The sequence below is a fragment of the Microbacterium sp. 10M-3C3 genome, assembly GCF_003931875.1.
Classification (GTDB): Bacteria; Actinomycetota; Actinomycetes; order Actinomycetales; family Microbacteriaceae; genus Microbacterium.
This window is the reverse complement of record NZ_CP034245.1, coordinates 2,659,811-2,680,035: the sequence shown is the minus strand read 5'-3', so window position 1 is coordinate 2,680,035 and position 20,225 is coordinate 2,659,811. Positions and strand designations below refer to the sequence as shown.

Here is a 20,225-nt window from a genome sequence, read left to right as displayed (position 1 = left end):
CCGGTCAGAACGGTGGGTCGCCGGGTGGTGGGTCGGGTTCGTCGCGGAAGATGACGTATCGCTCGGGTGGGTCGGTGCTGCTGCGTCCGAGGGGGCTGGTCCAGTGGATGCTGCCGTCCCTCTGTTGAACGGGTTTCCAGGGTTTCTCGGTTTTCAGCGTGTGGTGGCGTTTGCAGAGGCAGGCGAGGTTGCAGGCGTCGGTGGTGCCGCCGAGGGCCCAGTCGAAGTTGTGGTCGCGGTCGCACACTCTCGCGGGCCTGCGGCAGCCGGGGAACCGGCAGTGCACGTCTCTCGCGGCGAGGTAGCGGTCGAGGTTCGCGGGTCGCCGGTAGGTGTCGGTGGCGAGGACGTGTCCGTGGATGGGGTGGGTGAAGATGCGCTCCCACGACGGCGCCTGCGCGAGCAGGCATCGGGCGGTGTCGGCGTCGATCGGGATGGCGCCGTCGAGGGTCGCGCCGCGGTCGGCGAGCCCGGCGGCGGTCAGCGCGGGGATGACGATCGACGCGCGGGCCTGGATGGCGGCGAGCCCGCCCTTCGCGCCGGTGATGGTGCCGGTGGTGGGGTCGATGGTGGGTCCGCCGGTCAGGAGCAGGTCGATGGCGATGTCCGCGCGGAGCTGGTCGAGGGTGCGTTCGTCGTAGATCGCGTCCGGGTCGGCATCGGCATCATCCTCGGGTGCGGTGACCTGGGTCTTCTTCGACGCGTTGGCCTGCTGGGTGAGCCGGTCCCAGGCTCCGTCCACCAGCACGTCGGAGCCGATGATGCCCAGTTCGGACATCCCGTTGCCCAGGCGCTGCCGCCACACCTTCCGCGTCTTCACCGCGTCCCGGTGGCGTTCCGTGATCGAGCAGGAATGCAGCTCTTCCACGACCTGCTCGGCGAACGCCCTCGTCCGCGGCGCGGTATCGCGCAGCGCCCGCTCCAGCACCGTCAGCTCGTACAGCGCACGGGTATCGGGGTCGCCGAGGGCCCGACCCTCCTCGACGATGACCGTCGCGTGGCGCACGCTGATGCGCCCCTCGGCGAGCGCCTGGTGGGTGGCGGGGTAGTCCTGCACGAGCTCGAGCGCGGCGTGCATCCGGTTCTGCACCGCCCGGTCGTTCACCCGGGTCGCCAGGCCGATCTCCGCGGCGATCGAGCGTTCCTCGAGCTCCCGCATCTGGGAGGGGAGGGGCTGAGATGCGGTGCGCTGGTTCGCGATCTGCTGGGTGGCCGCCATGCGCGTTGGCGAGCTCGGCTTCGAGCGATGCGATCGCCGCATGGATGTCGACGATCTCGTCGATCAGGCACGCGAGAGCCGCATCATCGTCGTCACGATGACCGAGACTCGCGGAGCTTTCCATGCGCTTACTCTCGCACCAACCTCCGACATCGCCCGACCCGTGAGCTGGCCCTTCGACAGGCTCAGGGACCACCCTTCGACAGGCTCAGGGACCACCCTTCGACGGGCTCAGGGACCACCCTTCGACAGGCTCAGGGAGCACCCTTCGACAGGCTCAGGGACCACCCTTCGACAGGCTCAGGGACCACCCTTCGACAGGCTCAGGGACCACCCTTCGACAAGCTCAAGGATCGGACGTCCGTGCGCGTCAGACCCGCGCGCGCTCAGGCTGCCGGGGTGAGCGTGCTCTGCCACCCGAGCGCGGGGGCGACGTAGTCGGCGAAGGACTTCATGATGCGGAGGTTGAACTCGGCACCGAGCTGGCTCGGGATCGTGATCATGAGGGTGTCTGCACTGCGCACGGCCTCATCGGCGAGGAGCTGCTCGACGAGCACGTCGGGCGTCGCGGCGTAGGTCTTGCCGAAGGTCGAGCGGATGCCGTCGATGACACCGATCTGGTCGCCGTCCTGCCGGCCGCCGAAGTAGAGGTCCTCCTCGGCGGTCGTGATCGGGATGATGCTGCGGCTCACCGAGACCCGCGGCTCGCCGGGGTGGCCGGCCTCGCGCCAGGCCGTGCGGAACGCCTCGATCTGCTCGGCCTGGAGCACATCGAAGGGGCGACCGTCGGCGGAGGTGAGCAGGGTCGAGGACATGAGGTTGACCCCCACTCGACCGGCCCATTCGGCACTGTCGCGGTTGCCCGCGCCCCACCACACCCGCGAGCGCAGGCCCGGCGAGTGCGGCTCGATCCGCTGCAGACCGTGTCCGCCGCCGAACGGGCTGTGCGGATCGCGCTCCGCGAGACCCTCACCGTCGATGGCCCGGAGGAACAGGTCGAAGTGCTCTCGAGCGATGTCGGCGCCGCGCGGATCCGTCGACCCGGTGTAGCCGAACGCTTCGTACCCCCGCACGACGGTCTCGGGTGACCCGCGGCTCACGCCGAGCGCGAGGCGCCCGTTGCTCAGCAGATCGACTGCGGCGGCCTCCTCCGCGAGGTAGAGCGGGTTCTCGTACCGCATGTTGATGACACCCGTGCCGATCTCGATCCGGCGGGTGCGTGCCGCGATCGCGGCCATGAGCGGAAGCGGCGCGGACTGCTGACGCGCGAAATGATGCACGCGGAAGGCGACGCCGTTCACGCCGATCTCGTCGAGCCCCTCGGCGAGCTCGGTCGCCTGCTTCATCGAGTCGGCGGCGGTGAGTTCGCGGCCCGCGCCGAGCGGACCGTAGTGTCCGAACGAGAGTGTCCCGAAACGCTGCATATCGGGCACAACCCCGCGGTCGCCAGCTGTATTCCGCTGAATGCAGCGAGATGTGCCGGATAGGGCCTACCGCGCGGCGTCGAGGTCGTCGTGGTCCGTGTCGTCGGAGCCCTCTTCCTCGGCGAGGTGCTCCTGCACGACGTCGTCATCCACCTGCGTGGGTGGCAGGTCGGCGAGGTCGGCGCGGTCGCGGTTGGGGTCGCCGGCGTCGCGCCGCAGATCGGCGGACGACTCAGAAGCATCAGAAGACATGCCGCCGGGTTACCAAACACCTGCACCGAATGGCAACCCCCTTGATCCGCCTCCCGCCTCCCGTTCGACTCGACGGATTGAACGTGTCGGTGGGCGGCGCGACGCGCTGAGGGAGAGCCATCCGTGGTCGAGATGTTCCGGGTTCGATCGCGCGGCGCCGCCGACGTGGCCGAGACATGGAGCCGGTTCGTGCCGTCGGCGCGGCTGGAGCCGGGGCGCGCTTCGGTGGCGTTCGACTGGACCTCCCTGCAGGTCGCCGGCATGAGCGTGCTGCACTACGACCTGGCCGCGTCGGTCAAGGCGGGAAATCGTCCGGAAGGTCAGCTCATCGCGTGCCGCATGGTGTCGGACAACGCGTGGGTGGGTGCTGAGGAGGGCGATCTGGACGCGGGGCTGCCGTGGCTCGCCTCGGAGACGGGCGTCCAGTCGCGGTGGGAAGGGCGCGCCCGCGTCCGGGCCCTCGTCTTCGACACGGCAGCGGCCGAGCGCGCGGCCCGGCAGATCTCCGGTGACGACCGCCTCGGTCTGCGCGTCCTCGAGGCATCGCCGCTCTCGGCGTCGGCCGGACGCCAGTGGGAGCGCGCGTACCGCTACGTGCTGGACTCCCTCGTCAGCATCGCCGACTCGGATGTGGAACTGCCGCTGCTCGAGGCCGAGCTCGAGCGCCACGCGCTGATGGCCACGCTCACCGCGTTTCCCACCTCGTTCCAGGAGGCGGCCGAGCGCTCGGCGCAGCGGCGTGCCGCGCCGGCCACCGTACGGCGTGCCGTCGCCTACATGCAGGATCATGCGGCCGAGCCGATCACGGTGGACGACGTCGCCCAGGCCGCGCGGATCTCCACGCGCGGCCTGCAGTACGCGTTCCGGCGGGCTCTGGGCGTGTCGCCCACCGAGTATCTCCGCGACCTGCGTCTGGTCGGTGCGCATGAGGAGCTGCGGCGGGTGGATGCCGCGGTCGTCCGCGATGTCGCACGCCGGTGGGGCTTCGGAAGCCCCTCGCGCTTCGCGGCGCACTACCGGGTGCGGTACGGCCGCACGCCGGTGCAGACGGCGCGCGAGATCTAGCGATGTCGCCGGCCGCCGGAATGCTGGCCGCATGACCGTCGTGACCTTTCGGCCGTGGCGCGAAGACGACATGCCGCTCCTCGTGCAGGCGAACACGCGAATCCGCGAGCAGGCGCCGCGGCGCAGGCGCGTCTACGCGCACCATCGCCTGAGTTGCGCCCGGGGGCGCACGGTTGCGTGCACCGATCCGTATGGATGCGGCGGCGGCGACGCGGGCGCAGGCTGGAGGGGAACTCCCCCCGAGCTTTCCGGAGGTGTCATGGGAAAGTTCTTGTACGAAGACCACGTCCGCGTCGACTTCGATGACCGGATCCTGGCGCACATCCAGGTCGTCATCGGAAACAAGCTCAAGCGCGGCGAGCCCTTCTACTTCACCTGGAAAGACGACCTCAGCCTCGGCGGCGGTCGCACGTCCGTCTGGATCCATCCGGGGGCCTCGTTCGTCTGCAAGTTCCACGGCGGCCGGTCGCCCTCGCTCAATCGCGAGTGGCTCGACGCGCTCATGTTCACGGCGAACTCGCCGACCGGGCTCTACCTCGTCCCCGAGCCGCAGTCCTCGGCCGCGGTCCCTGAGTACGGCTGAGCAGGCCCGCTCGAGGCGGGTGTCGAGCCCGTCGCCGCGCGCGCTCCGTGCGTGCAATCTCCCCGTGCGGCCCGACCCGGGCAGCTCCGGCGGCACGGCACGGGATCGAGGCGTGCTCCCGAATCCGTGACCGCGGGCTCAGCCTGCTGTTCGGCGCGCTCTTCTCCTCGCGCTCGCCGGGCAGGCCGTCGCCGGGTACGCCGACGACCAGCGGCAGAGCGCGCACGGCGCGACGGTGCCGGGATCCGGCGAGTTCCTGCTGTCGTCGGACTTCCTCGTCGTGTCGCCGAGAACCGGCAGAGCCAGCCACGACTTCTGGAACCGGACGCTGCGGAACTGGCAGTCGGAATTCCTCGCGGTCGGCACGATGATCGCGTTCTCGATCTTCCTGCGTCAACGCGGGTCGAGCGAGTCCAAGCCCCTGGGCGCCCCCGACGCTGAGAGCGCCGTCGAGTCCGACTGACGGCCGTGCCGTCGCTGCAGCACTCGTGGGGGAGTCGCCGCGCGGCGCAGACGCGAGCCGGCATAGCGAACCCCGCCGGCCGGCCGCAGCAGCAGCGCCGCCCAGGACGTGACGGCACGCTCGAACAGCCACAGCGGCGCCCACAGCGCACTCGACGGCGGCCACACCGCCGCGCCCCCCGCGCGTCGCCGGCCGTATTCGGCCGCCGCGACGGCGAGCGCCGCTCCGGCGGCGAGGACGAGCGGATGCCGGCGCCCCGCCAGGAGCGCAGGCAGCAGCGCCAATTCGGCGACGAAGCGCACCGGCTGCGCCCAGCTGTCGTAGGCCTGGCGGACGCGCTGGGAGAGGAAGTGGCGCGCGCGGGGCGGGCGACGCGCGACGAGGAGGTCGAGCCGGGTCGCGACGCGACCGCCGGCGGCGCGGACGGTCCGCTCGAGCTCGAGATTCTCGAAGAGGATGTCGCCGCGGTATCCGCCGGTCGCATCGAGCACGTCGGCGCGCACGCCGTACGTACCCGGGAAGTCGGCGCCGCCGGCGCGATTGAGCAGCGTCCGGGCGGTGTCCCACCGCGCGTGCCACGGAAGCGGGACGAAGTGGTTCTGCGGCTTGACGAGGTCGGCGTGCGCGAGCGCGGCGACCACCTGCCGCAGCTGGTCGTCGCGGTAGCGGACGTCGTCGTCGGCGATCACGACCCGCACGTGACGAGCCGCACGCACGCCGGTCAGCACCCCCTGCACCTTGCCGTTGAGCGTCGGTGGCCCCGCGGGCCGCACGTGCCGCACCCGGGGCGGGAGCGCGGCGTCGACCGCCGCGAACACCCCGTCCTCCGATCCGTCGACGACCGTGACCTCGGCCGCCTCAGCGATGCCCGCGAGGTAGTCACCGAGTTCGCCCGCCCCCGCGGCATCCGGCCATCGCAGCGGGACGACGTACTCGGCGTCCATCCTCATCGGTCGTCGGTGCGGAAGCCCGCCGCCTTGTGCGTGCCGTCGCAGTACGGCTTGATCGAGGACAGCCCGCACCGGCACAGGGCCACCGTGCGTCGTCGCCGCGGCAGCGGCTTCCCGTCGGCGTCGACGAGTTCGACCTCGCCGCGCACGACGAGCGGGCCGTCGGGGTACGCGGTGATCCGCGCCGGTGCACCGCTCACGCCGCCGTCCTCTCCCGCAGCGACGACCGACCGTCCGCCCATGCGTCGAGGATGTGGGCGCCGACACGGCCGTCGACCTCCAGGCACACCGCTGCGCCGAACACGATGTCGGCGACGAGCTCGGGCCGGTCCTCGGCGAGGGCTCCCGCGAGGTCGCGTCCCGCGATCTGCTCGTGCACCGCGTCGGCTTCGACGTGCTCGTCGAAGTACTCGGTGACATCCGGTCCGTAGCCCGCCCGGCGGAGACCCTCGGCGTAGAAGCGATTGGGGATCGAGGAGGTCATCTCGAACGCCGCGAGGTGCCCGACGATCGCACCCACCAGCCGTCGGTTCAGTCCGAACATCGACATCGCATTGAGCGACGCCAGCGTGACGGCGGGCACGTCGTCGACGTACGCGCCGTACGAGTCGTCGAGCCCGGCACCGCGCATCGCCCGGGCGAACAGGGCCGCGTGCACGCGGTCGGGCCGTCCGCCGCCGTACTCGTCCGACTGGATCTCCACGAGCGCCGCCTTCGGGCGTCCCGCCAGCCGCGGTATCGCCCACGAATGGGGGTCGGCTTCGCGCAGGGTGTAGACCGACCGCTGGATCAGGAACTCCCGCAGCTGCGCCGGCGTAGCCCGCTTCGCGACGTGGCGCGACAGGCTGGGGCCGGTGTCGGCCGCGGTCAGCGCGAACAGGCGCCGGGCGACCGCGTCCGCCGACGGGGGCGGGACATCGGCCACCGTGACGGCCTCGCGCAGCGCCGCCTCGAACGCGGTCTCCAGGATGCGGCGGGTGCGCACCAGCTCGGGATCCCACTCGAGGTCGGGGTCGAAGGCGTCGATGGAGCCGTAGGCCGACGCGTAGAGGGCGAACAGGGCGAGCTGCACGTCGTCGTCGCGCGACGGGTCCGTCGTCCGGGCGAGCGCCGCGAGTGCCGCATCCGGCAGTCCCGCGCCGTCGGCTCCGCCGGTCAGCCGGGCGAGCACCGCCGCACCCAGGTCGCCGCGCGGCGCGAACGGCGCACGCGTTCCGGACGGATGGACGTCGAGCACGGTCACGCGGTCTCCGATCGACTCCGGGCAGGGCGCCCCACTGTCGCGCGCCCGCGGGCAGAACGCCGAGGGCGTTGACACCGGCGTGCGGACCGGCTCGCCCGTCGGCAGAGGTCGAGCGCGCGATTGTGCCGCGCGTCCGGCGTGCCCGCAACCCCCGTGCCGCGCACGCGGGTGCTGCCCTTGTCTGGGCCCGCGCCCCCCGGCCGACCGGCCATTCCCCCGACGGCGCAGAGGAGTGTCATGTTCTTCCACCGGCAGGAGCTGCAGCACGCGGCGACGCCCGACAAGCCCGACGCGGTCTACGCCCGCAAGCTGCAGGAGGTGCTCGGCGGTCAGTACGGCGAGATCACCGTCGCGCTCCAGTACCAGTTCCAGGCGTGGAACATGCACATCCCCGGCAAATACCGCGATCTCGTGTTCGGCATCGGCGCCGAGGAGATGGGGCACGTCGAGATGCTCGCGGTCATGATCGCACAGCTGCTCGAGAAGGCGCCGCTGGGCATCACCGAGGAAGCCGTCCAGAACGACCCCACCGTGGCCGCGGTCGTCGGCGGCACCGACATCCAGCACGGAATCGTGGCCGGGGCGGGCGCGCGCCCGGTCGACAGCATGGGCAACCCCTGGATGGGGAGCTTCGTCACCGCGAGCGGCAACCTCCTTGCCGACTTCCAGGCCAACGCCAACGCGGAGATGCAGGGGCGCGTGCAGGTGGCTCGCCTCTACCACATGACCGACGACCACGGCGTTCGCGATCTGCTCGCCTTCCTCCTCGCGCGCGACACGATGCACCAGAACCAGTGGCTCGCCGCCGCGGCCGAGCTGCGGGAGGAGGGCATCGAGGACCTGCCCGTGCCGAGCAACTTCCCGCTGGGCAAGGAGGACCGTGACGTGGCGTACCAGTACATCAACTTCTCCGACGGCCAGGCTGCCGCCGAAGGCTCGTGGGCGTCCGGCCCCACCCCCGATGGCAAGGGCGAGTTCACGTACGTCCCCGAGCCGCAGGCGGGCGTCCCGATGCCGCCGCCCACGCACCCGGACGCGCGGTTCTACGGGACGACCGAGCTGCCCAACACCGTGGAGAAGCTCGCCGGGCGCGCCCAGGACGCGCTGCACAAGGAATGAGTGCGACCGACGGTACGACCGGCCCGGCGATGCGCAGCGCGAAGCTCCCGCGCACTGCGCTCGCCGGGCCCTACGGCCACCCGTTCCATCCGATCGCCGTGACGATCCCGATCGGGGCGTGGACGGCGAGCCTCGTGTTCGACGTCATCGCCCTGATCGCCGACGACAGCGAGCCGTGGGTCGTGGGAGCCCGCGCCCTGATCCTCGTCGGCCTCGTCGGCGCGATCGTGGCGGCGGTCCTGGGGCTCTTGGATCTCAGCCGCATCCCCGCGCGGACGCCGGCGCGTCGCACAGCGGTCACGCACGGCGTCCTCAACGGTGGGGCCATCGCGCTGTTCGCGGTGAACGCGATCGTGCGATTCGCCGCCGGCGACGACTTCTCGGCGTTCGGCTTCGTCCTGTCGATCGTGACGCTCGCCGTGCTCGGGGTCTCGGGATGGCTCGGCGGCAAGCTCTCGTACCGCTGGGGTGTGCGGGTCGCCGACGAGTCGGTGCAGCGCGAGGGGTTCGCGGGGGGCTGAGCGTCAGCGCCATCCCCCGGCCGCGGCGTCGGGGCCGACCTCGGCGTCATCGAGTGCGCCGAGGGACGGCACGACGCCCCGTCCGCGCAGGCCGAGTGTGCGCATGAGCGCTGTGATGACCGCGTCGTAGACGGCCGGTGCCGCCGCCGCGAGCGGGATGGTCGCCGACTGCAGGCGACCGACCGTCTGCTCCCGTCGGCCCTTCCCCGCCGCCGCGCGCGCGATCGTCCGGGCGACACGCCTCGGGGAGGCGACCGGCGGGAGCGGATGCACCGCGCGGCCGGTGAAGTTCACCGCGCGCTGGTAGATGGGCGTGTCGATCGTCGCCGGCAGGACCACGCGCACGTCGACGCCGGTGCCGCGCAGCTCCTGCCGCAGGGAGCGCGAGAACCCGAGCAGCGCGAACTTGCTCGTGACGTACGCCGACATCCACGGCGACGTCACCTTCGAGTACAGCGAGCCGATGAGGACGATCCGCCCGTGCTGCTGCGCGCGCAGGGTCGGGAGCACCGCGCGGACACCGTCGATGTGGCCGAGGAGGTTCGTCTCAAGCACGCGGCGGTAGACGTCGGTGGGCACCTCCGAGACCGCGCCGTACGCGGCGACGCCGGCCACCCCCACCCACGTGTCGATGCGGCCGTGGCGCGCGAGCGCCGCCAAGACGATGCGGGCGTTGTCGTCGTCGCGCCGGACGTCGGCGACGACCGTGTCGACGTCGGCGCCTCGTGCCCGGCACGCTGCCGCCGTCCTCTCCAGCGCCGCCGCGTCGCGCGCGCTCAGCACGAGGCGAGCGCCGCGGCGCGCGAAGCGGAGGGCCGCGGCGCGGCCGATGCCGCGGGACGCTCCGACGATGACGACGACGGGATGACGGCTCATGGGCGCCGACGGTAGGGCGCGGTGGGGACGCTCTCCGACGGGGTTGACACGTGTCAACCCCGTCGAGGATACGGGCGCCAGACCCGCACGGTGGCCCGATGACCACGAATGACGACGGCGTGCACCCGGTCGGGCCCGCCGTCCTGCGCATCACCAGAGCAGCGACCAACTGCTACCTGCTCGACACCGCGGACGGCCCGGTGCTCATCGACGCCGGCCTGCCGCGGGCCTGGCCCCTGCTCGTCCGCGCGCTCGAGACCGTAGGACTGAGTCCGGACGACCTCGTGTCGGTGTACCTCACGCACGGGCACTTCGACCACGTGGGCATGTGCGATCGGCTCGTGCGCGAGCATCACGTGCCGCTGCACGTGCACGACGACGACGTCGCCCTCGTCCGGCATCCCTACCGCTATGCGCACGAGCGGCCGCGCTGGCGCTACCCGATCCGCTTCCCGGCGGCGATCCCGGCCCTCGCCCGCATGACGGCCGCGGGCGCGTTGAGCGTCCACGGGGTCGACGCGCACGGCGACGTCCGCCCGGGCGCGCGGCTCCTCGGCGGTCTCGTGCCGATCGCGACACCCGGGCACACCCGCGGGCACTGCGCCTTCTTCTGGCCCGAGCAGGGCGTGCTCTTCTCTGGCGATGCGCTCGTCACCTTCGACCCCTACACGGCGGCCGCGGGCCCGCGCGTCGTCGCGCGCGCCGCCACCGCGGATGCATCGACCGCGCTGCGCGCGCTCGATGCCCTCGCGGCCACCCGCGCCCGCCTCGTGCTCCCCGGCCATGGCCGCCCCTTCGAGGAGGGCGCGGAGGCCGCCGCGGCGGCGGCACGACGCACGCCCGTCGCGTAGAGGACCGGTCAGAACGCCTCGCCCGGCACTTCCCACTCGTCGTCGTCGAGCGGCTGCGCGACGGGAGAGCGCAGGCCCGCCGCCCGTTCCCGGATCTCTCGGACGCCGTCCGTGTCGGCGGGAACGTCGAAGTGCGATTCCGTCGTCTCGCTGACGATCGAGCTCGCCGGCGTCAGGAGCATCGTCACCCGCATGGGATGTCCGGTCGGCGTCAGCGCGTGGATCGACACCGTGCCCCCGTGGCCCGCGTCGCACGCGGCCTGCGCGAACTGCATGACCGCCTCGGACACGGCATCGGAGACGTACATCGTCGTCGCGCCGTACGTGAGCTGTCGCATGCCGGGAGCATCTTGCCAGATCGCACGCCCGCCTAATGGGTTGACACGACCTCGCGGCGCACTCGCCTCACGCGAGGAGGGCGAGCACGGCGCCTCCCGCGGCGCCCACGAGCACGACGAGCCACGGCGGCCGTCGCCACGCCGTGAGCAGCACGAAGCAGACCAGGCCCAGGGCGAAGGTGCGCACGTCGACGATCGCGGTCACGAACACCGGCGAGTAGAGCGCGGCGGCGAGGATGCCGACCACCGCCGCGTTGGCGCCGCGCAGCGCTGCCGTCGCCCACGGCAGCCGCCGCATCCGGTTCCAGAACGGCATGACGCCGACGAGCACGAGGAAGCCTGGGAGGAAGATCGCGGCCGTCGCCAGCAGCGCGCCGCCGATGCCGCCGGGGCCGATGTCGGATACCGCGCCGAGGTAGGCCGCGAAGGTGAAGAGCGGGCCGGGGACGGCCTGCGCGGCGCCGTAGCCGGTGAGGAACTGGTCGGCGCTCACCCACCCCGGCGGAACGGTGGCCGCCTGCAGGAGGGGCAGCACCACGTGCCCGCCGCCGAACACGAGCGCGCCCGCGCGCGAGAACGCGTCGATCAGGGACGCCGCGCCGCCCCATGCCGCCGCGGCGACCGGGGAGAGCGCGAGGAGGGCCGCGAGCGCCACGAGGCACGCGATGCCGGCCGCGCGCGACACGGGAAAGCGGAGGGGGATGGCGCGCTCGTCGTCGGCGACGCCGCGACACCACAGCAGCCCCGCCACGACGCCGACCGCGATCGCCGCGATCTGGCCGAGCGTGCCGCCGGCGAACAGCACCAGGATCGCGGCCGCGACGGCGATGCCCGCCCGGCGCGCGTCGGGTGCGAGTGTGCGCGCCATCGTCCAGACTGCCTGCGCGACGACAGCCACGGCGACCACCTGCAGCCCGGCGATGACGCCCTGCGCGAGGGGACCGCCCGCCAGGTCGGCGCCCGCGGCGACGGCGATCATGACGACGACCGAGGGCGCGGTGAAGGCCACGAACGCCGCGAGGGCTCCGGGCAGACCTGCCCGCAGCATCCCGATCGCGAACCCGACCTGGCTGGACGCTGGGCCGGGGAGGAACTGACCGAGCGCGACGAGGTCGCCGTACTGCGCGTCGGTCAGCCACCGACGGCGTTCGACGAACTCGGCGCGGAAGTACCCGAGATGTGCGATCGGCCCGCCGAACGACGTCACCCCGAGCTTCGCGAACGCGCCCAGCACCTCGCCCACAGAGCCCCGGGCGATCGTGGGCGACGGCGGCGAGTGCGGCGGGCTGTCGGGCATGGCACGAGTGTCCCACCGCCGGGCGACCCGCAGGTGAACGGACAGGATCGGCGCTTGCAGAACCGGACGCCCGCGTCAAGCGTGAAGAATCGCCCGCGGCCCGGCGATACGTTTCCCTCGACCCGAACACTCCGCACGAGCGGAAAGAAGAGGAAGCCGTGTCCGAGCCCCCCGAGCCGGAGCCTACCGAGGCCCTCCTGGCAGGACGTTACCGCCTCGGTGAAGTGATCGGCCGCGGCGGCATGTCGACGGTGTACCGGGCGCACGACACGCTGCTCGAGCGCACCGTCGCGGTGAAGATCCTCCGCGACGGTTCGGATGCGGCGACCCCCGAGCGCGCCCGCACCGAGATGACGGTGCTGGCCGGGCTGAACCATCCGTCGCTCGTGACGCTGTACGACGCCGACATCGGGCCGGGGCGCGCGAACTACCTCGTCATGGAGTGCGTCGAGGGGCCGAGCCTCGCGGATCGTCTCCAGCGGGGCCCGGTTCCGGCGGGCGATCTCGCCCTCATCCTCGCCGAGCTCGCCGATGCGCTCCAGCTCGTGCACGCGTCGGGCGTCGTGCACCGCGACATCAAGCCCTCCAACGTCCTTCTCGCCCCCTTCGGCGCCCCACCGCAGCGGGTCCGGGCGAAGCTCGCCGACTTCGGCGTCGCGTATCTCGTCGACGGTGCGCGGCACACGACGCCGGGCATCGTGATCGGCACGGGTGCGTATCTCGCGCCCGAGCAGGTGCGCGGCGAGCAGCTCACGCCGGCCGCCGACATCTACGCGCTCGGTCTCATGGCCATCGAGGCACTGACAGGCACGCGCGCGTATCCGCACGCGACGGGCATCGGAGCGGTGCTCGCCCGACTCGCGAGCCCGCCATCGATCCCCGACGGCCTCGGCCGCCGGTGGACGACGCTGCTGTCGCGCATGACCTCCGACGACCCCGACGCGCGCCCGGATGCCGCGGACGTCGCCCGCATCGCCGAGACGCTGCCGGCCGACGTGCGGCCGATCGTGCGGCCGGCGCCGATCGCTGCGGCGGCCGACGCGACCCAGCCGTTCCCGGCGGCCGCGACGCTGCCCGTCCGCGACGTGGCCGCCCGCGACGTCCCCGCCGCGACACCGGCCGCCGCACACGTCGCCCACCGGCGGGCGCCGCAACGGCGCCTGCGTCGCCGGCTGCTCGTGGGCGGCGCCGTCGTGTGTCTCGTGCTGCTCGTGTCGCTCGGGGCATGGGCGCTCACCGCGGCGGGCGGCGTCGGCGTGCCCCGTGCGCCGGTCGCCGACGAGCCGAGCGTCGCCCCCTCTTCCACGCCGGCGGCCGTCACCGAGCCCGACGCCATCATCCCGGGCGGGACCGACACCGTCGACGCTCCCACGCAGGAGGAAGAGCCTTCGACGCAGGTCGTCGACGCTCCCACGCAGGGCGGCTCGTCCGGACAGGCGCCCGCGACGCAGACCGTCGATGCGCCCGCACCGGGCTCGGCGGTCGTCGACACCCCCGCCGCGCCCGCCGGTCCCGCTGCGACCGACGGCGTCGACAAGCGCGCCGAGCAGGAGGCGGCGAAGGCGGCGCGCGACGCGGAGCGCGCGGCCGAGGGCAAGGGAACCGGCCCCGGGTCGGGGAACAAGCCGACGCCGGGGCCGTAGGGTTAGCGCCATGCCCTATCGCACGCAAGAAGTCCTCGAGGAGTGGCTGCGGGACTTCCCGGGCTATGGCGACGAGCTGCGCGGTCACGTCGCGCTGCAGGACGGCAGTGACGGCAGCGATACGGGCCTCGTCATCCTGCGCCTCCGCTACGCGACGACGGGGGTCTTCCTGCAGCCCGTCGGACGCGGCGACCCGCGCTGGGAGGTCGTGTTCGAGGCGCGGCACGACGACCTGGTCTCCGACGCCGACGGCGTCGACGCCCTCGGCCGGGAGCTGCGGCTGGCCGCGGCGCTCTGCCGGCACTTCGAGCAGAAGTCGCGCGCGTACGACGGCGCGCTCACGCACGACGACTGAGGTCAGACGACCCCGGTCGTATCCAGCAGTGCGCCGATCGCGAAGGTCGCCGCGAGGGCGATCGCGCCGCCGACGACCACCCGGGCGGTGCCGCGTGCGACGGGGCTGCCGCCGATGCGGGCGCCGATCGCTCCCGTCGCGGCGAGGGCGGCGAGCACGACCGCGAACGTGATCGGCACGCGGACGGCCGCCGGAAGGAGGATCGTCAGCATCGGCAGGATGCCGCCGGCCAGGAACGCCGCCGCCGACGCGGCGGCGGCGCGCCACGGACTCACGATGTCGTCAGGGTCGATGTTCAGCTCGGCGGACAGGTGGGCGCGCAGCGCGTCGCGCTCGGTGAGCTCGACGGCGACCTGCCGCGCCGTCGCATCGCTGAGCCCCCGCGCCCGGTACAGCGCGGTGAGCTCGTCGAGCTCCTCCGCCGGCATGCGCCGCAGCTCGTCCTCCTCCTTCCGGATGAGGGCGCGCTCACTGTCGCTCTGGCTGCTGACAGAGACGTACTCGCCGAGCGCCATCGAGATCGCACCGCCGACGAGCGCGGCGAGGGTCGCCGGGACGATCGCGGCGGTGTCGGTCGTCGCGGCGGCGACGCCGACCGCGATCGCGGCGACCGACACGATGCCGTCGTTCGCCCCGAGCACCCCGGCCCGCAGCCAGTTGAGGCGGCCGGCGATGCCCGCATTGTGCGGTTCGGACTCGTGGAGGGTCATGCCCTCACGGTAGATCCTCGTCCGCTCACATGCGCGCGTAGCGGGCCCGCGTGAAGCAGAAGAGGCCGTAGACCACCAGGCCCGCGCCCACCAGCCACAGGAGGAGCGCACCCGCCGGCAGCGCCGCGAGCGCGTGGAGACCGGCATCCAGGCCGCCGGCCTGCGACGCGTCGTGCGTGACGGATGCGACGACGAACAGCACGCCCGTGACGGCGACGGCGATGCCCTTCGCAAGGTAGCCGACCACGCCGAAGGCCACGACGGCGCCTCGGACGGGACCGGACGGCAGCGCGAGCTTGCGCGCGAAGGCGCGCGTGACGCCGCGGTACACGAAGGCCACGCCCACGGCCGCGATGACGAGGCCGATGGCCACGAGCAGGACCACTCCTCCGGGGCTGGCGAGCAGCTCGGCGCTGAACGAGCGCGTGGATCCCTCGGAGTCCGACCGCCCGCCGAGCGCCGCCGTGAGGGCGGTCGCGCCGATCGCGGCGTAGGCGGCGGCCGTGCCGAGGTCTTTCGCGCGATGTCCCCAGCGCCTCTTGGCGTCGCCCTGCCCAGCGAGGAGCGCCTCGGCGACCTGCCACACGGTCAGCGCCGCCAGGCCGATCACCGTCGCCCACAGCAGGGCCGGACCCCACGGCGTCTGGCGGATCTGCTCCACCGCGCCGCCCTGATCGGCCTGCCCGCCTCCGCCGGTCGCGATGGCGATCGCGATGCCTCCCAGGACGATGTGGAGCACCCCGAGGACGACGTAGCCCGCGCGGGCGGCGATCTCGAACGGAGCGGAATCCTGCGCCCGCCGCGCGGCGGCTTTCGTGGTCGACACGTGCCGAACGCTACCGGTCGCGATCGGCAGCGGACAGGGGTTGCGCGAGGGCGGCTGCACCCGCGCCGGCCCGCTGCAGCGCGCGGCGCTCGCGCGCCGTCTCGACGAGGCACCACACCAGCGTCGCCACGGCGATGCCTTCGAGCACGCCGGCGACGACATCCGTGAGCCAGTGCGCGTGGAGGTAGGTGCGGCTGACGCCCATGACGACGACCCAGAGCGCACCCAGCGCCCAGATCCACGCGCGCCGGAAGATGAGGGCGAGGGCGACGGCCGTGGCCGTCGCCACGGCCGTGTGCCCCGAGGGGAACGAGGTCGGCACGCTCTCGGCGAGCGACTCGGACGGGCGCAGGCGCGCGATGACGGCGGCCATGGGGGCGCCGACGGCCACGACCACGGCGATGGCGAGACCCAGTGCGGCGGCGTCCCACCGCCGCCGTGCGAAGAGGAGGCTCGTGACCCCGATGACGCTCAGGACGATCATTCCGATCGTCCCGCCCACGATGGCGGGCACCCACGCGGCGACCACGCCGACGGGGGTCAGGACCGACATCATGAGCGCGTCCCACCAGCGGTCCACCGGCAGCGGCGCGCGACCGGACCCCACGACGACGAAGCGCAGTGTCACGAACGCCAGCGCCGCGGCGAGCGCGACGACGACGGCCGCGCGCCGGCGCGCGTCGGGCTCTTCGAGAGGCGCCGGCTCCCTCTCCGCTGCATCCGTCACGGCGCGAGTGTAGCCCCGACTCCGCGCATGCCCCCCGCCGCCGGGGAGGCCGGAGGCCGCGTGATAAAGTCGTCCGTTGGAAGCGTGTCCGAGCGGCCTAAGGAGCATGGCTGGAATCCATGTAGGCGGGGTAACTCGCCTCGCAGGTTCAAATCCTGTCGCTTCCGCTCACCGGAGCCCCGCACCTCGTGTGCGGGGCTCCGTCCGTTCTTGGCTCAGCGTGCGGCGGCCGGCTCCGGCGGATGCGCGTACGCCGACCCCGGGCGCACCACGAGCGAGCGCGGGACGAGCTGACCGAGAAGGCGCCGGGCGCGCGGCGCATAGGCGCGGAGACTGTCCCGCGCCGATCGGACGGCGCCGGACAGGTCGGCGCCCCCGGCACCCCGCCCGTCGTCGGCATAGCTCGCGCGCTCGATCGCGGCGACGAGCGCGTCGACATCGGACGGCGAGGCGCCGTGGGCAGCGACCAGGCGGCGGCCGAACATGCGCGGCGTCTCCGTGGCGGGAACCGGGATGCCCAGGTCGATCGCGACCTCCTGGAGATCGGTCCATGCCGCGAGGGCGTCGCCTTCCGTGGCGGCCGCGAGTCGGCGGCGGTGCCGCAGCGCTCCCAGGAGCCCCGGGGCGACGAGCGCCGCGAGCACGAGCGCGCTGATGCCGATGCCCGGCCACGGATCGGTCGTGGTCGCGCCGCCGCCCGCCCCGCCCGTCGCGGCCTCGTCGGGCAGCCGCGGCCCCGTGGTCGGAGTCGCACTCGGCGCGGCCGAGGGCGCCGCCGGATTCTCCGGCGCGCGGTCGGCGGGCGTCCCCGTCCCGGGTGTGAGCGCCGACGTGAAGCTCGTGGGCACCCCGAGGCTGTTCGTCGGCTCGAAGGGCACCCAGCCGATGCCGGCGAAGTGCACCTCGGGCCAGGCGTGCAGCTGGCTGCTCGACACGGCGTACACCGTCTGGCCGTCCTCGGCGGTGTTCGTGGTGGTGCCCGGCAGGTACCCGACGACGATGCGCGTGGGCATCCCGAGCGTGCGGGCCATGAGCGCGAACGCCGACGCGTAGTGCACGCAGTAGCCCTCGCGCTGCTCGAGGAACCGCGCGACCGCGTCGGCGCCGCTCCCGTCGAACCCTTCCTCCACGGGCGCCTCGAGCGAGTACGAGAACTCCGAGCTGCGGAACCACGCCTGCATGTCCGTCAGTGCGTCGTAGTCGTTGCCCGCGCCCGCGGTCACCTCGCGCGCGGTGTCGGCGATGATCGGCGGCAGCCCGTCCGGGAGCGCGTACGCCTCCGCGTCGACCTCGCCGCCGGCCTCGCGCGCGCGGATCTGCTCCAGCGTGGGGCGGGCGACGGACGAGACGACGTCGTACGACAGGCCCTGCGTCGAGTCGCCGCGGCTGACGATCGTGCGGTTGTCGGGGAGCGTCCGCCAGCCGTCGCCGAGACCCGCGACGAGCGTCGCGGGATACGGGAGCGGGAGCCACGGCGAATCGAGGTCGGTGATCTCGATGCTCGTCCGATACTCGGATGCGGCGATGTCGGCGTCGCGCGGCGGGAGGCCGGGGAGCTCCCCGCCGTCGCCCAGCGGCACGGTACGCCCCTCGTCGGGCTCCCACACCGCCCCGTCGAACCGCGAGAGGGTGACCGCGCGCAGATACGGCGGGGTCGGCGCATCCGAGCGCACCGAGAGCACCTCGGTCTCTCGCGGCTGGCGCAGGTCGTCGCCGAGCTGCAGCGTCGGGTCGATCGTCGTGCCGGTGCCCACGCCGCCCGAGCCCGCCCGGGCGACGGGCGCCGGCAGGAGCGGCGCGGCGATGACGGCGACGAGCACGGCGACCGTGCCGATGCCGATGGCCGTGGCGGTCGCGCCGCTCGTGCGCATCGGGGCGTCGGCCGCCGCCTGCGCGGCGACGACCCCGGGCCGCTGGCGCGCCCGCGTGTCCACGCGCAGGAGGAAGAGGATCGCGATCGCGAGCAGCACGAAGGCGAGCACGTCGACGTCGCCCGGCACGGCGATCGACGGGATGAGCGAGACCGCGACCAGGCCGATCGCGCCGAGGAGTGGCATGCGTGCCGTCAGGACGACGTGGTCGATCGCGACCGCGAGGAGTCCGACCGCCGCGACGAGCACGAACGTCAGCGGCGGCCCCGCGGTGAGCGGCGCCGCGCCGAGCATGATCTCGTCGGCGCCGCCGGAGACGAGCACCGGCACGAGCGCGAACGTGTCGGGCGTCGGCACCACCCACAGCAGCGCCGTCGTGCGACCGAACACCGCCGTGAGGGCGAGCACCCACACCGCGAGCTCGACCAGGGCGACCGCGACGCCCGGCAGCCGCAGCCAGCGAGCGCCGTAGCCCGCGCCGAGCACCGCGGCCGCCATCGCGACGGCGCCGGCGAACCACGGCCCGTTGTCGATGACGCGGAGGATCGGCATCGTCGCGGCGATCACCGCGACGAACGAGCCGGCCGCCAGGAGCGCGTCGGTGCGTCGCCGGCCCGGCTCCGCGGTCGCGCGCCGGGCGATCCACGGATCAGCGGACATGGGTCACCCCGCGGTCGATCGCGACGCCCCACGCGCGGGCGGGGTCGCTCTCCGGCGGGACGGTCGCCGCGTGCCATCCGAAGCCGCGGGCGTGCTCCACCGCGGCGGCCGCGCTCCCGACCCCGAGGAGGATCGGCAGGGACGAATGATGTGCGGCCGGGGCGAGGGCGACGGCGTCCTCGGCGGCGAGGCGCCCGGTGACGACGACCACGGGGCCGGTCAGGACGCCGGCGAACATCACGGCGACGCGTCCGAGATCGTCGCCCTTGCGGGTGGTCAGGGTCGCCAGGTGCGCCGCGAGCGCCTCGACGTCGGAGGTCTCGCCGCCGGTCACCGGATCCCACAGCGCGGTGCCGTCGGAGTCGACGAGTTCGACCGTGTACCCCTCGCGCACGAGTCGCATCGTCGCCGACACCGCGGTCGACACGGCGGTCTCGAAGGCCGGATCGACACCGGGGGTCAGCAGCGCCTCCGATCCCCATCGAAGCGCTCCACGGTCCAGCACGACCGTCGCGCGCGGGCTCGCCTCCTGCTCCTCCTGCCGCACCATGAGGGTGTCGCGGTGGGCGGTCGCACGCCAGTGGATGCGGCGCATGGAGTCGCCGGGCGTGTAGGGGCGGGCGACGAGGTTGTCGGTTCCCTGTCCGAGCTGGGCGGTGGCAGTCTGCAGCATCCCGCCCGCCTCGCCCGCCGCCCGCGGCAGGGCCGACAGGTCGACGATGGCGGGGGCGACCGTCACGCGGGTGCGCGTGCCGAGGCGGAAGCGGCGGCGCACCAGCCCGAACGGGTCGGTCGCGGTGACCGTGAGCGGCCCGAGGGAGTGGATGCCGCGGCGGCGGCCCGTCACCGTGTACGACACCTCGACGGTGCTCTCGCTGCGCAGGCCCGAGCCGATGGCCGGGAAGAGGCCGCCGGCGCGGCCGGCGAGCCCGTCCGAGAGCGTGTCGTCCCAGCGTCCGGGGGCCGTCGGCAGCGCCGATCGCAGCCCCACGCGCACGCGCACGAGGCTGTCGCGCCCGACCGCGACCACGTCGGGGGAGAGCGACCGGGTGACCGCCTCGGTGTGGCGCGCGACGAACAGCGACACGACGCTCACCGCGAGGAGCGCGAGCAGGAGCACGCCGAAGTAGACGAGCTCGACGATCCCCGCCTGATGGGCGACGACGAACGAGGCGATCGCGGCGACGAGCGCGCCCGCTCCCCGCGCCGTGAGCGGTCGTGCGCGTCTCATG

At 73.4% G+C, this 20,225-nt stretch carries 21 protein-coding genes, 1 tRNA gene and 1 pseudogene; 9 read left to right on the top strand and 14 right to left on the bottom strand.

Translation table 11 applies throughout. The annotated features are described in order from the left end of the window. Positions 1-4 precede the first annotated feature (4 nt). From EI169_RS12985 to EI169_RS12975, 3 genes are all read right to left on the bottom strand, one after another. Complete coding sequence (locus EI169_RS12985; protein ID WP_164515500.1) at positions 5-1,219, bottom strand: HNH endonuclease signature motif containing protein; 1,215 nt, start codon at positions 1,217-1,219, stop codon at positions 5-7. Between the two features lie 386 nt (positions 1,220-1,605). Beyond that, positions 1,606-2,643, bottom strand: coding sequence for an LLM class flavin-dependent oxidoreductase (locus EI169_RS12980; RefSeq protein ID WP_125133478.1), 1,038 nt, complete (start codon positions 2,641-2,643; stop codon positions 1,606-1,608). A gap of 66 nt (positions 2,644-2,709) precedes the next feature. After that, the gene (locus EI169_RS12975; RefSeq protein ID WP_125132710.1) at positions 2,710-2,895 is read right to left on the bottom strand and encodes a hypothetical protein; all 186 of its coding nucleotides are present in this window, start codon (positions 2,893-2,895) and stop codon (positions 2,710-2,712) included. 132 nt (positions 2,896-3,027) lie between these two features. Here EI169_RS12975 and EI169_RS12970 point away from each other — a divergent pair, with 132 nt between their 5' ends. The 3 genes and pseudogenes from EI169_RS12970 to EI169_RS12960 form a co-directional block, all read left to right on the top strand. Next, the gene (locus EI169_RS12970; protein WP_125133477.1) at positions 3,028-3,960 is read left to right on the top strand and encodes an AraC family transcriptional regulator; all 933 of its coding nucleotides are present in this window, start codon (positions 3,028-3,030) and stop codon (positions 3,958-3,960) included. 259 nt (positions 3,961-4,219) lie between these two features. After that, positions 4,220-4,543: an ATP-dependent DNA ligase gene (locus EI169_RS12965; protein ID WP_125132709.1), complete on the top strand. Its 324-nt coding sequence runs from the start codon at positions 4,220-4,222 to the stop codon at positions 4,541-4,543. A 310-nt stretch (positions 4,544-4,853) separates the two neighbouring features. Beyond that, positions 4,854-5,006, top strand: a pseudogene (locus tag EI169_RS12960) (DUF6766 family protein); the annotation flags it as partial. On the opposite strand, the gene EI169_RS12955 reads toward EI169_RS12960, so the two are convergent. Genes EI169_RS12955 through EI169_RS12945 form a run of 3 tightly spaced genes read right to left on the bottom strand, consistent with a single transcriptional unit; the run spans position 4,937 to position 7,199 of the window. After that, complete coding sequence (locus EI169_RS12955) at positions 4,937-5,956, bottom strand: glycosyltransferase family 2 protein (protein WP_125132707.1); 1,020 nt, start codon at positions 5,954-5,956, stop codon at positions 4,937-4,939. The pseudogene EI169_RS12960 and the gene EI169_RS12955 overlap by 70 nt on opposite strands. Beyond that, a complete protein-coding gene (locus EI169_RS12950; RefSeq protein WP_240640453.1) occupies positions 5,953-6,156 on the bottom strand; it encodes a CDGSH iron-sulfur domain-containing protein in 204 nt (67 codons plus the stop codon). The genes EI169_RS12955 and EI169_RS12950 overlap by 4 nt, the downstream gene beginning before the upstream one ends. Next, complete coding sequence (locus tag EI169_RS12945) at positions 6,153-7,199, bottom strand: iron-containing redox enzyme family protein (protein ID WP_240640452.1); 1,047 nt, start codon at positions 7,197-7,199, stop codon at positions 6,153-6,155. Before EI169_RS12945 ends, EI169_RS12950 begins: the two co-directional genes overlap by 4 nt. Before the next feature lie 237 nt (positions 7,200-7,436). Here EI169_RS12945 and EI169_RS12940 point away from each other — a divergent pair, with 237 nt between their 5' ends. Both EI169_RS12940 and EI169_RS12935 read left to right on the top strand, forming a co-directional pair. After that, positions 7,437-8,318 (top strand): manganese catalase family protein, encoded by an 882-nt coding sequence (locus tag EI169_RS12940; protein ID WP_125132705.1) that lies wholly within the window; start codon positions 7,437-7,439, stop codon positions 8,316-8,318. Continuing rightward, positions 8,315-8,839 carry a DUF2231 domain-containing protein gene (locus EI169_RS12935; protein WP_125132704.1) on the top strand — a complete coding sequence of 175 codons (525 nt, stop codon included), beginning with the start codon at positions 8,315-8,317 and terminating at the stop codon, positions 8,837-8,839. Before EI169_RS12940 ends, EI169_RS12935 begins: the two co-directional genes overlap by 4 nt. 3 nt (positions 8,840-8,842) lie before the next feature. On the opposite strand, the gene EI169_RS12930 is transcribed toward EI169_RS12935, so the two are convergent. Continuing rightward, positions 8,843-9,715, bottom strand: coding sequence for an SDR family NAD(P)-dependent oxidoreductase (locus tag EI169_RS12930; protein WP_125132703.1), 873 nt, complete (start codon positions 9,713-9,715; stop codon positions 8,843-8,845). Positions 9,716-9,813: 98 nt separating this feature from the next. Between EI169_RS12930 and EI169_RS12925 the strand changes: the two genes are divergently transcribed. Beyond that, a complete protein-coding gene (locus tag EI169_RS12925; RefSeq protein ID WP_125132702.1) occupies positions 9,814-10,566 on the top strand; it encodes an MBL fold metallo-hydrolase in 753 nt (250 codons plus the stop codon). Positions 10,567-10,574: 8 nt separating this feature from the next. On the opposite strand, the gene EI169_RS12920 is transcribed toward EI169_RS12925, so the two are convergent. Further along, positions 10,575-10,904 (bottom strand): hypothetical protein, encoded by a 330-nt coding sequence (locus EI169_RS12920; RefSeq protein WP_125132701.1) that lies wholly within the window; start codon positions 10,902-10,904, stop codon positions 10,575-10,577. Between the two features lie 67 nt (positions 10,905-10,971). Then, positions 10,972-12,201: a chromate efflux transporter gene (chrA, locus tag EI169_RS12915; protein WP_125132700.1), complete on the bottom strand. Its 1,230-nt coding sequence runs from the start codon at positions 12,199-12,201 to the stop codon at positions 10,972-10,974. A 158-nt stretch (positions 12,202-12,359) separates the two neighbouring features. On the opposite strand from chrA, the gene EI169_RS12910 reads away from it, so the two are divergent. After that, positions 12,360-13,844, top strand: a complete 1,485-nt coding sequence (locus EI169_RS12910) for a serine/threonine-protein kinase (RefSeq protein ID WP_125132699.1) — start codon at positions 12,360-12,362, stop codon at positions 13,842-13,844. Between the two features lie 10 nt (positions 13,845-13,854). Beyond that, positions 13,855-14,199 (top strand): hypothetical protein, encoded by a 345-nt coding sequence (locus EI169_RS12905; protein WP_125132698.1) that lies wholly within the window; start codon positions 13,855-13,857, stop codon positions 14,197-14,199. A gap of 2 nt (positions 14,200-14,201) precedes the next feature. Here the strand turns inward: EI169_RS12905 and EI169_RS12900 are convergent, their stop codons facing one another. From EI169_RS12900 to EI169_RS12890, 3 genes are read right to left on the bottom strand one after another with little or no spacing between them, the layout of a single operon-like run. Further along, positions 14,202-14,909, bottom strand: coding sequence for a VIT family protein (locus EI169_RS12900; protein WP_125132697.1), 708 nt, complete (start codon positions 14,907-14,909; stop codon positions 14,202-14,204). 25 nt (positions 14,910-14,934) lie between these two features. Next, positions 14,935-15,735, bottom strand: a complete 801-nt coding sequence (locus EI169_RS12895) for a DUF1206 domain-containing protein (RefSeq protein ID WP_205783804.1) — start codon at positions 15,733-15,735, stop codon at positions 14,935-14,937. Positions 15,736-15,745: 10 nt separating this feature from the next. Next, entirely contained in the window at positions 15,746-16,462 is a 717-nt protein-coding gene (locus EI169_RS12890; RefSeq protein WP_240640450.1) for a phosphatase PAP2 family protein, read from the bottom strand. Between the two features lie 78 nt (positions 16,463-16,540). Between EI169_RS12890 and EI169_RS12885 the strand changes: the two genes are divergently transcribed. Beyond that, positions 16,541-16,629: transfer RNA gene (locus EI169_RS12885), tRNA-Ser, on the top strand. 48 nt (positions 16,630-16,677) lie between these two features. On the opposite strand, the gene EI169_RS12880 is transcribed toward EI169_RS12885, so the two are convergent. Together EI169_RS12880 and EI169_RS12875 are read right to left on the bottom strand one after the other, a co-directional pair. After that, positions 16,678-18,993, bottom strand: a complete 2,316-nt coding sequence (locus tag EI169_RS12880) for a DUF3488 and transglutaminase-like domain-containing protein (protein ID WP_125132694.1) — start codon at positions 18,991-18,993, stop codon at positions 16,678-16,680. Then, entirely contained in the window at positions 18,983-20,224 is a 1,242-nt protein-coding gene (locus EI169_RS12875; RefSeq protein ID WP_125132693.1) for a DUF58 domain-containing protein, read from the bottom strand. Before EI169_RS12875 ends, EI169_RS12880 begins: the two co-directional genes overlap by 11 nt. Position 20,225 lies beyond the last annotated feature (1 nt).

Excerpts from the sequence above, each read along its gene's own strand:
- EI169_RS12940 (WP_125132705.1), top strand. The coding sequence starts at position 7,437 with ATGTTCTTCCACCGGCAGGAGCTGCAGCACGCGGCGACGCCCGACAAG.
- EI169_RS12935 (WP_125132704.1), top strand. The coding sequence starts at position 8,315 with ATGAGTGCGACCGACGGTACGACCGGCCCGGCGATGCGCAGCGCGAAG.
- EI169_RS12880 (WP_125132694.1), bottom strand. The coding sequence starts at position 18,993 with ATGTCCGCTGATCCGTGGATCGCCCGGCGCGCGACCGCGGAGCCGGGC.
- EI169_RS12955 (WP_125132707.1), bottom strand. The coding sequence starts at position 5,956 with ATGAGGATGGACGCCGAGTACGTCGTCCCGCTGCGATGGCCGGATGCC.
- EI169_RS12980 (WP_125133478.1), bottom strand. The coding sequence starts at position 2,643 with ATGCAGCGTTTCGGGACACTCTCGTTCGGACACTACGGTCCGCTCGGC.
- EI169_RS12875 (WP_125132693.1), bottom strand. The coding sequence starts at position 20,224 with ATGAGACGCGCACGACCGCTCACGGCGCGGGGAGCGGGCGCGCTCGTC.
- EI169_RS12920 (WP_125132701.1), bottom strand. The coding sequence starts at position 10,904 with ATGCGACAGCTCACGTACGGCGCGACGACGATGTACGTCTCCGATGCC.
- EI169_RS12900 (WP_125132697.1), bottom strand. The coding sequence starts at position 14,909 with ATGACCCTCCACGAGTCCGAACCGCACAATGCGGGCATCGCCGGCCGC.
- EI169_RS12970 (WP_125133477.1), top strand. The coding sequence starts at position 3,028 with ATGTTCCGGGTTCGATCGCGCGGCGCCGCCGACGTGGCCGAGACATGG.
- EI169_RS12905 (WP_125132698.1), top strand. The coding sequence starts at position 13,855 with ATGCCCTATCGCACGCAAGAAGTCCTCGAGGAGTGGCTGCGGGACTTC.
- chrA (WP_125132700.1), bottom strand. The coding sequence starts at position 12,201 with ATGCCCGACAGCCCGCCGCACTCGCCGCCGTCGCCCACGATCGCCCGG.
- EI169_RS12930 (WP_125132703.1), bottom strand. The coding sequence starts at position 9,715 with ATGAGCCGTCATCCCGTCGTCGTCATCGTCGGAGCGTCCCGCGGCATC.
- EI169_RS12965 (WP_125132709.1), top strand. The coding sequence starts at position 4,220 with ATGGGAAAGTTCTTGTACGAAGACCACGTCCGCGTCGACTTCGATGAC.
- EI169_RS12925 (WP_125132702.1), top strand. The coding sequence starts at position 9,814 with ATGACCACGAATGACGACGGCGTGCACCCGGTCGGGCCCGCCGTCCTG.
- EI169_RS12975 (WP_125132710.1), bottom strand. The coding sequence starts at position 2,895 with ATGTCTTCTGATGCTTCTGAGTCGTCCGCCGATCTGCGGCGCGACGCC.
- EI169_RS12985 (WP_164515500.1), bottom strand. The coding sequence starts at position 1,219 with ATGGCGGCCACCCAGCAGATCGCGAACCAGCGCACCGCATCTCAGCCC.